Source organism: Candidatus Thiodiazotropha sp. AKAK3 (assembly GCF_058244645.1).
Genome location: NZ_JBSYOQ010000059.1, coordinates 146,037 through 160,154 on the forward strand (window position 1 = coordinate 146,037; position 14,118 = coordinate 160,154).

Genomic DNA, 14,118 nt, shown 5'->3' on the forward strand with positions numbered 1-14,118 from the left:
TTCATATCACATGGAATCTCTGCTCGAGCGCAGAGACTTTTTGAAGTACAGACTGGCTTAGCCAATCTGCCACGCTGGGTCAGACCAGCACCATCTCGATACCATCTTTCATCAACTGATCGATAAACTGCTGCTGCCACTGATCGCCGTTGCGTTGGCGCATCACTTCAAGCACCAGATATTCGGGTTTGAGGCCAGTCTGGTCGGTATAGCGACTGAGGCCCTGCTGACACGCCGGGCAACTGGTGAGTAGTTTGATCTCCGGTCGTCCAGGCTGCTGAGCTGAGAGTGTCTGGATACCCTTATCCAGCTCTTCTGCCTTGCGATAGCGGAGTTGGTTGGCAATATCGGGGCGACTGGTGCCTAAGGTACCAGCTTCACCACAGCATCGATCGCTGAGTAGAACCGACTTGCCGGTCAACTCAGAGGCCACTTTCAATGGGCTGTAGTGTTTGATCGGGGTATGACAGGGGTCATGATAGAGGTATTCGGTGCTCTGATTGCCATCCAGAGCGACCCCCTTCTCCAACATATATTCGTGAATATCGAGTAAGCGGCAGCCAGGAAATATCTTCTCAAACTGATACGCCTGCAACTGATCCATACAGGTTCCGCATGAGACCAGTACTGTCTTGATATCCATATAGTTGAGGGTATTGGCAACGCGATGGAACAGCACCCTGTTCTCGGTGGTGATCTGTCGTCCCCTGGCATGGAGTCCAGCTGCGGTCTGTGGATAGCCGCAACAGAGATAGCCAGGAGGAAGTACGGTTTCAGCGCCGAGTTCTGTCAGCATCGCCAGAGTCGCGAGACCGATTTCACTGAACAGCCTTTCAGAGCCGCAACCGGGAAAATAGAACACCGCATCGCTCTCTTCAGAGACCAGCTTAGGATTGCGCAGGATCGGCACAGACTGGGTATCTTCCAGCTTGAGCACATCCCGCAGGGTCTGCTTAGGAGGTTCGACACGGATCGGTTTCTGCAGCATCTCCACCAGCAGAGTTTGGGGCTTCGGATTGCCAGTGGTAGCAGCAGGTGGTTGATTGTTGGCCTTCAGCAGTCCCGCTTTGGCGGCAATGCTATGACCCAGGTTGAGGCCTTTGAAGCCCCACTCCGCCAAACCGCGGCGCATCCAGCGGATGGCGGTGGGGTGGGTCATATTGAGAAAGGTCATCGCGGCTTTGGCACCGAGACTGAAACGCTTTTTGCCACGATCGATGAGGATCTTACGCATCAATGTCGTGACCTCGCCAAAATCGATATTCACCGGGCAGGGGTTTTCACACTTGTGGCAGATGGTGCAGTGGTCAGCAACATCATTCATTTCAGTAAAGTGCTGTATCGAGACACCACGGCGGGTCTGCTCCTCGTAGAGAAATGCCTCGATGATCAGGCCGGTTGCAAGAATCTTGTTTCGTGGGGAGTAGAGCAGATTGGCTCTGGGTATGTGGGTCATGCATACCGGCTTGCACTTGCCACAGCGCAGGCAGTGTTTGATCTCATCATTGAGGGTGCCCAGCTCACTCTCTTCGAGAATGATAGCCTCTTGTTCCAACAATCTCAGAGAGGGGGTATAGGCCAACTCCAGATCTGCACCGGCAATCAGTTTACCCCGGTTAAAGCGACTGTCGGGATCGACCTGCTGCTTATAGGCTGCGAAGGCTTCAAGTTTTTCTCTCTCCATGTATTGCAGCTTGGTCAGCCCAATACCGTGCTCACCAGAGATGGCCCCATCCAGACTCAGGGCCAGTTGCATGATTCGATCAACGATCCTGTCTGCCTGCTGCAACATGGCGTAGTTATCTGAGTGGACAGGAATGTTGGTGTGAACATTACCGTCACCGGCATGCATATGCAGTGCTACGAACAGGCGTGAGTCACGTAACCGGGTGTGGATCTCCCGCATCGCAAGGCGTAGCCGTTTGACCTCCTGTCCGGAAAAAATCTCATCGAGTCGGGAGGCAATCTCCTCCCTGTAGGAGACCACGAAATCTCTTCGAAGTAACAGATCCAGCAACCGGTCTCCGGCTTGTAGCAGGGATCTCGAAGTACCATTTATTAACTCGATGTGATCCTTGGCCGGGGATTCGATTTGGGCCAGTAAGGTCTGCCAGCGCTGCTTTGCCTGCTGTACCGCCTGTTGAGCCAGATCGAGCTTGCCCTGCAGTATGGAGCGGTTCTCATCACTTGCCTCAAAATCACCATCTGGCTTACGAAGTGAGTGGTCACCAACCAGGTAGGCCAGGACTTCATCAGCGATTGCGATCTTGTTCTTGATCGACTCCTCGATGTTGATGCGCTCAATGCCTCGACTGTAGTCAGCCAGCTTATCCAGTGGAATGACCACATCTTCATTGATCTTGAAGGCGTTGGTGTGGGCGGAAATCGCGGCGGTGCGTGAGCGGTCGAGCCAGAAATTTCTTCGTGCTTCAGGGCTGCTGGCGATAAACGCCTCCCCTTCCCGGGCTTCGGTCATTCGCACCACCTCTTTGGCGGCGGTCTCCAGAAGCTCAACATGGTCACTGACCAGGTCAGCGAGCAGTACCATTTTTGGTCGCTCGCGCCTGGCTGCTTTGGTGGAGTATTTGACAGCCTTGAGGTAGCGTTCATCGAGATGCTCAAGACCAGCCAGCAGAACCTCTTGATGCTGGTCGAGATACTCTTTGAGTTCGACAATCGCAGGTACTGCTTTGCCGATATCGGCACCGAAAAACTCCAGGCAAAGTGTTCGTACCTGCTCCGGCATACGATGGAGAACAAAACGTGCCGAGGTGATCAGTCCATCGCAACCCTCTTTCTGCACACCGGGCAGGCCGGAGAGAAATTTATCGGTGACATCTTTTCCTAGCCCGGCTTTACGGAATGAGCGACCGGGCATGGTGAGCTGTTGAGGTTCGCCAAGGGTATTTTTTCCACTGCTATCATATCGGGTGAGTAGAAAGCTGACCTCTTCCTGCTCGTCTATCTTGCCGAGGTTGTGGTTCAGGCGTTCGATTTCCAGCCACTCGCCATTGGGCGTGACCATGCGCCAACTGGCCAGGTTGTCGAGAGTGGTTCCCCATAAAACCGCTTTTTTACCGCCGGCGTTCATTGCGATATTGCCACCGATGGTCGATGCGTCCTGGGATGTGGGATCGACAGCAAATGCGAGTCCCTGGGCATCCGCCTTTTCAGAGACCCGGCGGGTGACAACCCCGGCGCCAACCTGAATCGTGGCCACCTGGTTTGCAACGCCAGGCAGATCAATCCTCTCGACTTCTCCAATCCCGTCGAGTTTTTCTGTATTGATTACAGCGCTGTGAGGGTCGAGAGGAACCGCACTGCCGGTATAGCCTGTACCGCCGCCGCGGGGGATCAGTGTCAGGCCAGAATCGAGACAAGCCTTAACAATCGGCGCCACTTCCTCTTCCGTGTCTGGAGTGATAACCACAAAAGGAATTTCGACACGCCAATCTGTTGCATCGGTAGCGTGAGAGACTCTTGCCAATCCGCTGAAGTCGATATTGTCAGGCCGGGTCAGTCCGATCATGTTGCGGCGGGTGAGACGTCGCAGCTCAATCAGATCCACAAAGCGTTTGGCAAAATCATCCACAGCCTGGCGGGTGGCGGCATGTAGCTGCAGTGCTTGCTGGTTGTTGTTGGCCCGGGATTCGAACTGGACCAGACGATGATTCAACGCATCGATCAGAGCCTGTCTGCGCTGATCATTGTCGAGAAGGTCATCTTGCAGGTAGGGATTGCGGCTGACGACCCACATATCACCCAGAATCTCGAACAACATGCGAGCAGAGCGTCCGGTGCGGCGTGTGCCGCGCAACTCTTCGATCAGAGTCCACATCGGTTTTCCGAGGAACCGGATAACGATCTCCCGGTCAGAGAAGGAGGTATAGTTATATGGGATTTCTCGAATCCGCGCAGTAGGCTGCATGTTCATCTAGGGCAGGCGTTTTCCAGGGGTGAAGCGGCCTATTGTAACCCAAAAGAACAATGGGTCTTTACTTTATAAGTATAGTTTTTTTCAATAATCAAAACTTTTAAGTGTTTACAGGGGTCGACCAATGAAAAGCAAGAATAGACTTTTAACTCGTGCCTTAGGTTTGAGTGCATCTTTTATCCTCTTCCACAGCGGAGCACCAGCTATTGCAGGGGATGTGGAAAAGGCGGTGGAGTATCGACAAGGGGTGATGAATGTCTTCAGCTGGAACATGAAAGCGATGGGGGACATGATGAAGGGTAAAACCAGCTATGATCAAAAGCAATTTGCTGAGCATGCCCAGGAGCTGGCAACTGCCTCTAAACTCAATCTGATGAGAGGTTTTCCTGAGGATTCAGAATCTGAAGAGAGTGATGCCCTGGCAGAGATCTGGATGGATTTTGAGGATTTTGAAAATAAATATCGGGAAATGGGTATTGCTGCCAAAGCCTTGAATGACGCTGCACAAAACGGTGACAAGTCAAAAATGGGTGAGGCATTGAAGGCAGCGGGCAAGAGCTGCAAGGCCTGCCATAAAAAGTATAAAAACTGATTGCTCGCCTTTGGTGGGGAATCCAGGGTAGGTTCTGAATGGCACTGACTTTATCTGCAACGACGCCTGTCAGGTGGCGCTTTTCAGCAGGTTTTGGTGGGGCATGGCCCCACCCTACCTGTCCGTATAGGCGTAGGGTGGGGCCATGCCCCACCGAGAAGTCAAGTGGATCAACTGGTGAGGGTGGTGGCAAGTTTCGAAGTGCCTGTAGGGGTTGGTAATGTTACTCCTCAGGATGCGGCTGATGCTCTGTTGTTGCTACTTGCTGTGAGTTGGCAGGCTACTGCCTAGTCCGTAGCCTGGATGGAGCGTAGCGGAATCCGGGGTGCTGGATCTCTCTCCCTCTGTTTGTTTCCTGCTTTTATCACGTGCAGAGTGTGATCCTGCCCTACTTATATCTGATTAGTAAGTACCATTCATGAAAGATCCATGTTATCCCGGATTCCGCTGCGCTTCATCCAGGCTGCATTTATTAGATCAAGAGAATTCGGGTCCAGCCTCATTATCCGCCAGAAGTTTCACCATGCGACAGGCAATCTGATTCCCAAATTGGCTATCAGGTTCGACTCGCACGACTTCGACCTCGGCTGTCAGCGGTGGGGTGATTGCCTGGGTGGGGATAATCTGAACGATCATATGGCTGTCGACCGGTACCTCTTCCTCAGAGGCGATAAGCAGGCCACTGCTACTCAGATTGATAACACTGCCGGTCGATACTTTACTGTCCCCATTGACTCGAAATTTTACCGGGCCATTCACAGCCATACGATAAAAGCTGCGCTTTTCTGAAAAGTCATTCATGCTAAAGTCTCCCCGAAAGTGAAGGCTAGGGTATTCTGCCAAGCTGCCTGAATAGCCGATCGATTGGTATCGATAGGCGTGTTGCTTAGCTTAGCAGCTGTCACCTATTTAGGTTGAGTCATAACTGGAACCTTGTTCTATACAAAGAGCTATCCAGTAGTTTGGATCACCTGGGCCATAATTTATCAGGCTTGGAGGACAAAAGTGGATCTTTTAAACCTAAATTCAGGCTTTTTTTTCCTGGGTTTGCATCAGCGATAGTGCAAAAGGCCGGAACAGTCGATTTTTCTGGCCTTACTGAGCAGATCATCGCCTGTCGGAGTAGTTGTAGTCGCCGCCTGGCTCTCATCTACTGATTGAGAGCAATTCTTCTATTTGCCCATTGATTAGAACGTATAAACAGATGATGCTGTCTATTGTGATATGCGAAAATATCATCTAATTGATGTCTAACCATTAGAGAGGTCACCCGAATAAGGGAACTATTATGGTCAAGCAATTCTATCCAGTACTGATCGCAATGGTGGTCGTCCCGCTGACTCTACAGGCTGAGGTTTTTCGTACTGTGGATGAGGAGGGCAATATTACCTACACCGACTCCCCCTCGGCCAACCCATCTGAAGTCGAGAAGATCGAAATACATCCTGGGCCTTCTGAAGAGTCGATCAGCGAAGCCATGGAACGCAATAAAGCCATCCGTAAAGCGATGGAGGAGGCGCGGGAAAAACGACTTGAGGCACAGACTTCAGGCAAGGAGCGACTCGGCGAGGCTAAGAAAGAGGTTGAAGAGGCTGAGAAGAGACTCAGTGAAATGCAGGAGATTGGTGATGATGACCGCCAAACCCTGCAGGGGGGCAAGAGTTTCATCAAGCCTGATTACTACGAGCGTGTAAAAAAAGCTGAGAAGGAGTTGGAAGAGGCGAGAAAACGTTACAAGTCGCTACGTGGTTACTGATGCAGATCTATCTTGTTGGTGGTGCTGTCAGAGATCGGCTACTAGGTAGAGTCGTTACAGAAAGAGACTATTTGGTTGTTGGGGCATCCCCAGCAGATATGCAAGCTTTGGGATATCGTCAGGTTGGTCAGGAGTTTCCAGTTTTTCTCCATCCAGAAACTCATGAAGAGTATGCACTCGCTCGCGCACGCAGAACACAACACCATCAGCGTGGTGAAGTCATCGCCGAGCCAGGTGTTACCCTTGAAGAGGATCTTGGTCGTCGCGATTTAACCATCAATGCCATTGCTGAGGATGAGTCAGGGCAACTGTTCGACCCCTTTAACGGTGTTGAAGATTTACACAATGGCTTGTTACGCCATGCCTCCGATTCATTCAGGGAAGATCCGATACGGGTGCTTCGACTGGCCCGATTTGTGGCCCGCTACAGCGACCTCAATTTTCAGGTGGCAGCTGAGACAAAACAGTTGGTCCAATCGATGGCTGAGGCGGGAGAGCTGGATAACCTGGTTGCTGAACGGGTCTGGCAGGAGCTGGTGAAGTCTCTGGCCGAGGTACAGCCGCAACGTTTCTTTGAGTGTTTGCGAGAGATGGGCGTCTTGCGCCATATTTTTCCTGAAATAGACGCACTTTGGGGGATTCCTCAACCTCAAAACTGGCATCCTGAAGTGGATTGCGGGGTTCATACTATGATGGCGCTGGCAACGGCTTGTCGTTTGAGTGATGCCCTGGAGGTTCGATTTGCTGCCCTGACCCATGACCTGGGTAAGGCAACTACATCCAAGGATATTCTGCCGAGTCACCATGGGCATGAGATGCGGGGAGCAAAAGTTATAAAGTCTCTCTGTAAGCGCCTTAAAGCACCAGCTGGTTTTCGTGACCTGGCTGAGCGCTGTGCAACTTTCCATACCCATCTTCACCGTCTATATGAACTGAGGCCGAAAACAATCTTGCAGTTACTGCAAGGGTTGGATGCATTTAGAAAACCGCAGAACCTTGAATGGTTTATTATCGTTTGTACGGCAGATTTCCAGGGCCGAAAAGGGTTTGAACAACGCGCTTATCCCCAGGCAAAGGATCTGATCAGCGCCTATCAGGCTGCTCTGCAAGTGGTGCCGGGTGATTTTCCAAAAGGCATTGTTGGTCCACTGCTTGGTGAGGCGATTCGCCGAGCACGTATTGAGCAAATTAAAACAGTAATGTCTTCGGTTAAACAGCAGTTATGATTAGAGTTGTCGAGACGGATAGAGAAATTGAAAATGGAAGTCGAAAGAGAGGGATGCGAACAGATGCATCTCGACTCAGGGCTGCAGAGACTGGACGCGCACCGCTTTTATGAGCGGGAAGGTGTGAAAAAAACCGGATACCATTTTGCTGAGAGCTTCTCAGCAAAATGATCTGCGAGTAGAAATCCAGCCTTAATCAACCAGACGGCCAAATATCCTGAAGCCCGCAATATAGGTGCCTGCAGCCGAGCCGATTGTGCTGAAAAGGAATACCAGCAGTGTCCGGGAGACCCGGTTTCGCCACCAACCCTTGGCGCTGGTGGTGTCGTCTCGCAATTGACTGAAGTCGGCCACAGTGGGTTTACGAAGAAATACTTCTGCCATGGCAGTCACCATGCCGGCACCTACCGCCGGATTGAGTGAAGTCAGTGGGGCCGCAAGAAAAGCGGTCAGGATGGTCAATGGGTGGGCGACTGCCAGCAGTGCGCCCAAGGCGGATAGGCCACCATTGATCAACACCCAATCAGCGATAAGCTCCCAACCCAGTTCGGGGCTGCGGCTGAAGCCGATAGCGAATCCGCTCAACACCAAAACGACAATCAGCCAGGGGATCAGTTTAGGCCAGGAACTGGGCTTGGGTTCCTGCTCGAGTTGTGAAATGGTTTCTGTGGGGTTGGTTTGATCGGATTGCTGGAGATAGTTGGCAATACCATTCATATGTCCTGCGCCGATGACGACCAGCAGATTCTCATGACCCTGCTCTTCGATCTCTTGCCTGAGTCGTGCCGCCATATAGCGATCCCGCTCGTCGATCAAAGGTAGATAGAGATCCTGGCGATCCTCTGCAAACTCTGCAAATGTGGTCTCAAGAATATCTCCCTCTTTGAGATGTTCGATCTCCTCTTCTGTAACATCATCCTTTGAGAGGATGCTTGCTAGCAGTCCGGTAAACAGAGTCAGACGTTTCCACCAGGAGAGGTTTCCGGCAACCCGCTTCAGCGTGGTGCTGATTTCCCGGTCGATCAATAACAGGGGTTGGTTCGATTCCTGAGCTATGCGTATCGCTTCCCTTTGCTCAGCACCAGGTGCGATGCCAAACTGGTTGGCGAGCCTTTGCTGATAGGCGCCCAGGGCGAGATTGGCCATCACCATCATCACCCGGCCCTGTTTGACCACCTTGAACAGATCCATCTTTGCCAGATCATCCGGGTTGATCAGTGCATTGAACCGACTTGGGCAGAGTTCTACCGCGACGGCATCATAGTCACCGGAGTTCAGCAGCTCCTGAACCTTCTCAGCACTGCTTCGTGAGACATGGGCTGTCCCCAGAAGGGTGATTTTGCTTTCTCCCAGAAGGATTTCCTTTATGGGTTCCCGGTCAGTTTGTTCCATGGTGTCGTTTTTTAGTTGTTGTAAAAGCCGCTCATTGTATCAGTCTTGCTCAGTGAGAGGGCGGATAAATCCAAAGGTTTCGAGGTGGTTTGTCAGGAACACTTGGACTGAACATGGCTATGTCAGTGTTGATGGGTAGTTGCGGAGGTTGAATGTCTTGAGCTTACAAATAAATATCATCTCTGCTAACTTACGCGGTATGGTTTTCTTCCAATCAGGAAAGATGGATCTCAATGCAAAATAATATCGTCTGGCACCAAGCTACAGTCACCCGGGAACGACGGGAAAAAGTGAATAAACACCGGGCTAAACTACTTTGGTTTACCGGCTTGTCTGGATCGGGAAAATCGACCCTGGCTCACGCACTGGAAGAGGAGCTTTTTCAGCGGGGATGTCGTACCTACGTTTTTGATGGTGACAATGTACGTCATGGACTCTGTCGGGATCTTGGTTTCAGTGTGGAGGATCGTACTGAAAATATTCGCCGTATCGGTGAGATGGCAAAGCTCTTCGTCGATGCCGGTGTGATATCACTGACAGCTTTTATTTCACCCATCCGTGAAGATAGGGATCGAGCCCGGGGCCTCTTCCCCCATGGGGATTTCATTGAGGTTTATGTCGACTGTCCGCTGGAGGTCTGTGAGACACGAGATGTAAAAGGGCTCTATAAAAAAGCGAGAGCCGGAGAGATCAAGGAGTTCACAGGAATCTCATCTCCCTATGAGCCACCTGTTAAACCAGAGATCACCATACAAACGGCGAATAAAGAGGTGGAGGCTTGTGTCAGTGAGATTGTTGAGGCCCTGGAGCAGAGGGGTGTAATTCCCAACCGTGTGGTATAGATGAGACTCTCATAGATACGCTGAATTATCTTAGGCTAATGTATTTAGGAGCCGGCCTGTGATTAGATTAAAATATTTCCTTATCCCATTTTTCATCCTCTTGACAGCTTGTCAGACATTGGGTGAACACAAGCGGGCTGAAACCCTGGAAAATGTTCTACGTCGTTATGAGGCTTCAGTGCGTTGGACATCGGGCCAGCAGGTGCACAATTTCCTCCCCCCTGAGCACAAGGATAAAGAGTACAAACCTGTATCCAGAAATCTCAAGGTGACCCACTATGAAGTGGTACAGGGTCCTACCATGCTTGGTGAGGATCTGGCTATTCAAACAGTCATCATCCAATTTGTTTTTCAGGATACCCAGGTACTTAGAGAGGTTAGTGATAAACAGGAGTGGCGCTATGACGAAGAGGCAGAGACCTGGCATTTATACAGTCCGGTTCCAGAGTATAAATAGAGGCACCTGAAGGCTATGAATGAGGAATATCACGCGCTCTCGCCTACCACCAGATTTCTCCTCTCTGCAGCTGCCTTCGTAGTCATCGTGGCGGGTATGAAAGCAGCCGTAACACTGCTTATCCCATTTTTACTATCCTTGTTCATTGCGGTGATTGCGGCCCCACCACTCTTCTATCTAAAAGATAAAGGGGTTCCTGGTGGATTGGCGATGGTCTCAGTGGTGGGGATGATTATTGTTATTGGTCTGATGCTTGCGTGGCTGGTTGGTGGCTCGCTGGATGACTTTACCGCTAATCTTCCAAGCTATCAGGAGGTGCTGAAGCAGCAAAGTGCCAAATTTGTGGCTTGGCTGGGGCAGCAGGGTATCGAGCTGAAGCTGAATGCCATGACAACCTATTTTGATCCCTCTAAAGCAATGGCATTGGCGGGTAGTTTGATGGGTAGTCTGGGGAATGTACTGACACAGGCCTTCCTGATTCTGATCACTGTTATTTTCATGCTTTTTGAAGCGAGTTCCTTTCAGACCAAATTAAAAAATCATGCCGAGAGTCCTGAGCGTTCACTTGCCAGAGTAGAGGCAATCACATCCAGTATTAAGCGCTATATGGTGATTAAAACCTCGACCAGTCTGTTGACTGGCGTTTTGGTGGCGGTATTGCTGGCACTTCTTGGTGTGGACTATCCACTGCTATGGGGCACATTGGCATTTCTTTTCAATTACGTACCCAACATAGGTTCAATCATTGCCTCTGTGCCAGCAGTACTTCTGGCACTTATTCAATTGGGCCCCCAGCTGGCTGTATGGACAGCTGTGGGTTATTTAATTATCAACAGCGTGGTAGGTAATGGCATTGAGCCCCGTTTTATGGGCAAGGGGCTTGGATTGTCGCCATTGATTGTCTTTATATCCTTGGTCTTCTGGGGGTGGATTTTAGGGCCAGTAGGCATGTTTCTCTCAGTTCCTTTAACTATGACCATGAAGATTGTCCTCGACAGCAATCCCGGTACACGGGGTTACGCGGCAATGTTAGGTTAACTCTGATCAAGCCACACCCCCCTTTTATAGAGAGCTGCTGGGTGTCGGTATTATTTACATTGACTTAAAACCTTACCAGGAATTTAAGTTTTATTCTGCATGTAATCAATGACTTAAAAATATTGGCATGCAGAATGCTTAAGAGTCCAGGTATAACACGACGTATTTTGTTTTGAGGTTTAAGAGTCATGAAAAAAATCATACTATCGGCTTTGGCATTCACTGCTCTTTGCTTATCCACTGTGACCCAGGCGCTGCCTATCTATAGTGGCGAAACAGCGGCCGACTTCCGCACCAATCCTGGTGGTGCTGCCAGCAATGCTGCTGGCTACTACATCTGGAGCAACGACACCTATGATGAATGGGCTGTTCGCTGGACCGGTAATGATTTTGGTACAGTGCTTCGTGGTGACTGGGGTGGCCAAGTAGCCCTCACCGACCTTGCTAGTGGTAGCGTTGTCGATGTTCGTTTCGAATCCAGACAGAGTGATGCGACCTATGTGTTCCAGGATGTAGGCGGTATTGAAGATTTCATCAACTTTGATGGCTTTGCAGGATCCGGTTACGACGGTTTCAATTTTTCACTTAACACCCAATATTATGCAGTGCTGAACTTCAGCCTTTGGAGCACCAACTTTACTGACCTAACGCCGAGCACTTCACCGGTTGAAGCGACTGGCATCTTCATTGGTCAGGATTTCAATGCACCTATGGTTGATGTCGTCGAGCGTGGTGACAAGGTTGTTCAGAATTTCCAGGTCAGCGTACCTGAGCCCAGCACGATTGCACTTCTTGGACTTGGACTGGTTGGTATTGGTGCCAGCAGACTCGCTCGTAAAAAGAAGTAGCCTAAAGTTTTATGTTGAAAGTTCTCCTCCTTTAGAACTCCATCATTGAGCCGCCTTAACAGGCGGCTTTTTTTTGTCTTCCTAAAAAGAAATATTCAATCTGGAATCCCTATGGTGCAGCCCTGCTGCACCTTTCGTTTCAAGATGGCATTTGGTGGGGCATGGCCCCACCCTACCCTAGTGTGGTGCGTCATATAAACCCTGTATTTAGAAAGCCGCTCAAGCCGTGAGTGCAAGGCGCAGCCCGCAGGTAATGGTTGTTCCCTTAGATTGAAGTAGTCTTTGTTGCATCTCTTCCCAGTGCCCAACACCATCTATAATCCACGAATCCGAATTCAACCATGCATCATGAATTTTCTTAGATTCTTCGTGAGGTGTTTGCTTCCATCCATGCTGCCAATAGATTTTGTCTACAGTGAAAACCTCAATTTCTAATGCCTTTCCAATCACTCTGGATAGGGTAGATTTTCCTGAGCCGGAATTTCCAACAATCGAAACTTTCTTTGCGTTAGCTAAATCCTAATATAAGCCTTTTGGTGGGGCAGGGCCCCACCAAAAAAGCAATCAGTCGCGAATGACTATCTCCACCCGACGATTCTTCAAGCGTCCAGCAGAGGTTGAATTGTCGGTGATGGGGGAGGTCTCACCCAAGCCAAGTGTATCAATCCTTGAAGCATCGACACCGACCTGGATCAGCGCCTCTTTTACCGATAGGGCCCGTCTTTCAGAGAGATCCATATTGAATTCATCAGTGCCTACGTTATCTGTGTGTCCTTCGACTAAAACTGTTTTTTCAGGATACTCCTGTAGAAACGCAGCGAGTTTATCGATGGTGTTCATTGCGCCGGGAAGAAGCTCGGTCTTACCTGTTGAGAAAAGCACGTCCCCCAGGGTCATGACCATGCCGCGCTCGGTCTTGAGGGCCTGTAACTCTTCAAGTTCACGGCGAAGCGCTTCAGCCTTTGCCAAGGCACTCTCTCTTTCCAACAGAGCGGCCTCTTTATCACGAAGGGCCTGCGATTTTGCCTGCTGCTCGAGTTGAATCTCTATTTCACGTGCCTTGAGTCGCTCCTTGTTTTTGACATCCCCAAGCTCCTGAAGTCTGGCATTGGCCGCTTTTCGTGCGGCGATGGCACGGGCTGATTCAATGCGGGTACTACTCACATAGGCGAGTGAGGTCATATCCTCTTCTGTTTCTGCAGAAGCTGCTCGGTTCAGCGCCTTCGATGCTCTCTCAAGCTCTGTTGAGGCATACTGCAGAATCTGTTCATCCTGTTTTGCTTCTGCAAAGGCTTGCTCAGCGTCAGTAAGGGCTTGGTTTTTCTGAATGGTGCTGCAACCTGTTTGCACTATCGCAAGGGCAGCAAAGATCAATAAACTGTAAAAAATCCGGGACATGGCGGGTACTCCCTATAAATCTTGTTTTTAAATGGATCTATCACTGCCTTTTTCTGGCACGCATGATCTCTTCACGTAGCACCTTGATGCTGTTTTCGAGTTCGCTGACGGCCATGTCTGTTTCCGCTTTTGCGGTGATTGCCTGAGCCAGTTCTGCATCAGCCTGAGCCTCTTCAGCAAGTCTTTTGGCTTCACTGTAGTTCTCTTTGGCCATCGCCGCCCTGGCTTGTTTTAGCTTTTGTCGTGCACGATCCATCCGTACGGGGGCATGTTTTGAGGCCTCATCGCTCTCTACAGCAATAAGGGCTGTTTCAGCGGCTGAGATTTCAGCTACAGGCTTGGGAGCAGAGCTGCACCCCGGTATTGCAATGAAAATCAGGGTAATGATTGCGGGGAACTTAAACGCCCGCCAATTTGATAATAGAGAGTTCAGCATGACGACATTCCTTATTGTTTAGATTCGGCAGTCTGGTAGTTTTTATTGTGGATCGATTATTGGAGGCTTTGGCTTATCCGTCAACCACGCTTTCTTTGAGTGAGATCTGGTTTACAAAAAAGCCACACCTGTAATGAGTGTCTCTGATCTTATACTGGCGCGAACAGATTCACACCAGGTAAGTATACCTCAGATTGAG

Annotated in this window: 14 protein-coding genes; 9 read left to right on the forward strand and 5 right to left on the reverse strand. The window is 50.3% G+C overall.

Going from position 1 to position 14,118, the window contains the following annotated elements; translation table 11 throughout:
- Nucleotides 1-79 precede the first annotated feature (79 nt).
- On the reverse strand, nt 80-3,934 hold the full coding sequence (locus tag AC4IE7_RS15210) for a DUF3683 domain-containing protein (RefSeq protein WP_490777703.1): 3,855 nt from the start codon (nt 3,932-3,934) through the stop codon (nt 80-82).
- Nucleotides 3,935-4,058: 124 nt separating this feature from the next.
- Between AC4IE7_RS15210 and AC4IE7_RS15215 the strand changes: the two genes are divergently transcribed.
- Together AC4IE7_RS15215 and AC4IE7_RS15220 are read left to right on the forward strand one after the other, a co-directional pair.
- Entirely contained in the window at nt 4,059-4,526 is a 468-nt protein-coding gene (locus AC4IE7_RS15215) for a c-type cytochrome (protein ID WP_490777704.1), read from the forward strand.
- A gap of 96 nt (nt 4,527-4,622) precedes the next feature.
- On the forward strand, nt 4,623-4,817 hold the full coding sequence (locus tag AC4IE7_RS15220; protein WP_490777705.1) for a hypothetical protein: 195 nt from the start codon (nt 4,623-4,625) through the stop codon (nt 4,815-4,817).
- Nucleotides 4,818-5,003: 186 nt separating this feature from the next.
- Here the strand turns inward: AC4IE7_RS15220 and AC4IE7_RS15225 are convergent, their stop codons facing one another.
- Nucleotides 5,004-5,327, reverse strand: a complete 324-nt coding sequence (locus tag AC4IE7_RS15225; protein WP_490777706.1) for a PilZ domain-containing protein — start codon at nt 5,325-5,327, stop codon at nt 5,004-5,006.
- Nucleotides 5,328-5,814: 487 nt separating this feature from the next.
- On the opposite strand from AC4IE7_RS15225, the gene AC4IE7_RS15230 reads away from it, so the two are divergent.
- Genes AC4IE7_RS15230 through AC4IE7_RS15240 form a run of 3 tightly spaced genes read left to right on the forward strand, consistent with a single transcriptional unit; the run spans nt 5,815 to nt 7,679 of the window.
- Nucleotides 5,815-6,282, forward strand: a complete 468-nt coding sequence (locus tag AC4IE7_RS15230) for a DUF4124 domain-containing protein (RefSeq protein WP_490777707.1) — start codon at nt 5,815-5,817, stop codon at nt 6,280-6,282.
- Nucleotides 6,282-7,508, forward strand: coding sequence for a multifunctional CCA addition/repair protein (locus AC4IE7_RS15235; RefSeq protein WP_490777708.1), 1,227 nt, complete (start codon nt 6,282-6,284; stop codon nt 7,506-7,508). Before AC4IE7_RS15230 ends, AC4IE7_RS15235 begins: the two co-directional genes overlap by 1 nt.
- 33 nt (nt 7,509-7,541) lie before the next feature.
- Entirely contained in the window at nt 7,542-7,679 is a 138-nt protein-coding gene (locus AC4IE7_RS15240) for a hypothetical protein (protein ID WP_490777709.1), read from the forward strand.
- Between the two features lie 21 nt (nt 7,680-7,700).
- Here AC4IE7_RS15240 and AC4IE7_RS15245 read toward each other — a convergent pair whose 3' ends face one another.
- Nucleotides 7,701-8,900, reverse strand: a complete 1,200-nt coding sequence (locus AC4IE7_RS15245) for a TraB/GumN family protein (RefSeq protein ID WP_490777710.1) — start codon at nt 8,898-8,900, stop codon at nt 7,701-7,703.
- A 233-nt stretch (nt 8,901-9,133) separates the two neighbouring features.
- Here AC4IE7_RS15245 and cysC point away from each other — a divergent pair, with 233 nt between their 5' ends.
- From cysC to AC4IE7_RS15265, 4 genes are all read left to right on the forward strand, one after another.
- Nucleotides 9,134-9,742, forward strand: coding sequence for an adenylyl-sulfate kinase (gene cysC / locus AC4IE7_RS15250; RefSeq protein ID WP_490777711.1), 609 nt, complete (start codon nt 9,134-9,136; stop codon nt 9,740-9,742).
- Nucleotides 9,743-9,800: 58 nt separating this feature from the next.
- On the forward strand, nt 9,801-10,199 hold the full coding sequence (locus AC4IE7_RS15255) for an asparagine synthetase (protein WP_490777712.1): 399 nt from the start codon (nt 9,801-9,803) through the stop codon (nt 10,197-10,199).
- A gap of 15 nt (nt 10,200-10,214) precedes the next feature.
- Nucleotides 10,215-11,237 (forward strand): AI-2E family transporter, encoded by a 1,023-nt coding sequence (locus AC4IE7_RS15260; RefSeq protein WP_490777713.1) that lies wholly within the window; start codon nt 10,215-10,217, stop codon nt 11,235-11,237.
- Between the two features lie 188 nt (nt 11,238-11,425).
- Nucleotides 11,426-12,085 (forward strand): PEP-CTERM sorting domain-containing protein, encoded by a 660-nt coding sequence (locus tag AC4IE7_RS15265; RefSeq protein WP_490777714.1) that lies wholly within the window; start codon nt 11,426-11,428, stop codon nt 12,083-12,085.
- Nucleotides 12,086-12,649: 564 nt separating this feature from the next.
- On the opposite strand, the gene AC4IE7_RS15270 is transcribed toward AC4IE7_RS15265, so the two are convergent.
- Nucleotides 12,650-13,483 (reverse strand): OmpA family protein, encoded by an 834-nt coding sequence (locus AC4IE7_RS15270; protein ID WP_490777715.1) that lies wholly within the window; start codon nt 13,481-13,483, stop codon nt 12,650-12,652.
- 40 nt (nt 13,484-13,523) lie between these two features.
- Entirely contained in the window at nt 13,524-13,919 is a 396-nt protein-coding gene (locus tag AC4IE7_RS15275) for a DUF4398 domain-containing protein (RefSeq protein ID WP_490777716.1), read from the reverse strand.
- Between the last annotated feature and the right edge of the window lie 199 nt (nt 13,920-14,118).

Coding starts and splice junctions, on each gene's coding strand:
- AC4IE7_RS15210 (WP_490777703.1), bottom strand. CDS start 3,934: ATGAACATGCAGCCTACTGCGCGGATTCGAGAAATCCCATATAACTAT.
- AC4IE7_RS15215 (WP_490777704.1), top strand. CDS start 4,059: ATGAAAAGCAAGAATAGACTTTTAACTCGTGCCTTAGGTTTGAGTGCA.
- AC4IE7_RS15225 (WP_490777706.1), bottom strand. CDS start 5,327: ATGAATGACTTTTCAGAAAAGCGCAGCTTTTATCGTATGGCTGTGAAT.
- AC4IE7_RS15230 (WP_490777707.1), top strand. CDS start 5,815: ATGGTCAAGCAATTCTATCCAGTACTGATCGCAATGGTGGTCGTCCCG.
- AC4IE7_RS15235 (WP_490777708.1), top strand. CDS start 6,282: ATGCAGATCTATCTTGTTGGTGGTGCTGTCAGAGATCGGCTACTAGGT.
- AC4IE7_RS15240 (WP_490777709.1), top strand. CDS start 7,542: ATGGAAGTCGAAAGAGAGGGATGCGAACAGATGCATCTCGACTCAGGG.
- AC4IE7_RS15245 (WP_490777710.1), bottom strand. CDS start 8,900: ATGGAACAAACTGACCGGGAACCCATAAAGGAAATCCTTCTGGGAGAA.
- cysC (WP_490777711.1), top strand. CDS start 9,134: ATGCAAAATAATATCGTCTGGCACCAAGCTACAGTCACCCGGGAACGA.
- AC4IE7_RS15260 (WP_490777713.1), top strand. CDS start 10,215: ATGAATGAGGAATATCACGCGCTCTCGCCTACCACCAGATTTCTCCTC.
- AC4IE7_RS15265 (WP_490777714.1), top strand. CDS start 11,426: ATGAAAAAAATCATACTATCGGCTTTGGCATTCACTGCTCTTTGCTTA.
- AC4IE7_RS15270 (WP_490777715.1), bottom strand. CDS start 13,483: ATGTCCCGGATTTTTTACAGTTTATTGATCTTTGCTGCCCTTGCGATA.
- AC4IE7_RS15275 (WP_490777716.1), bottom strand. CDS start 13,919: ATGCTGAACTCTCTATTATCAAATTGGCGGGCGTTTAAGTTCCCCGCA.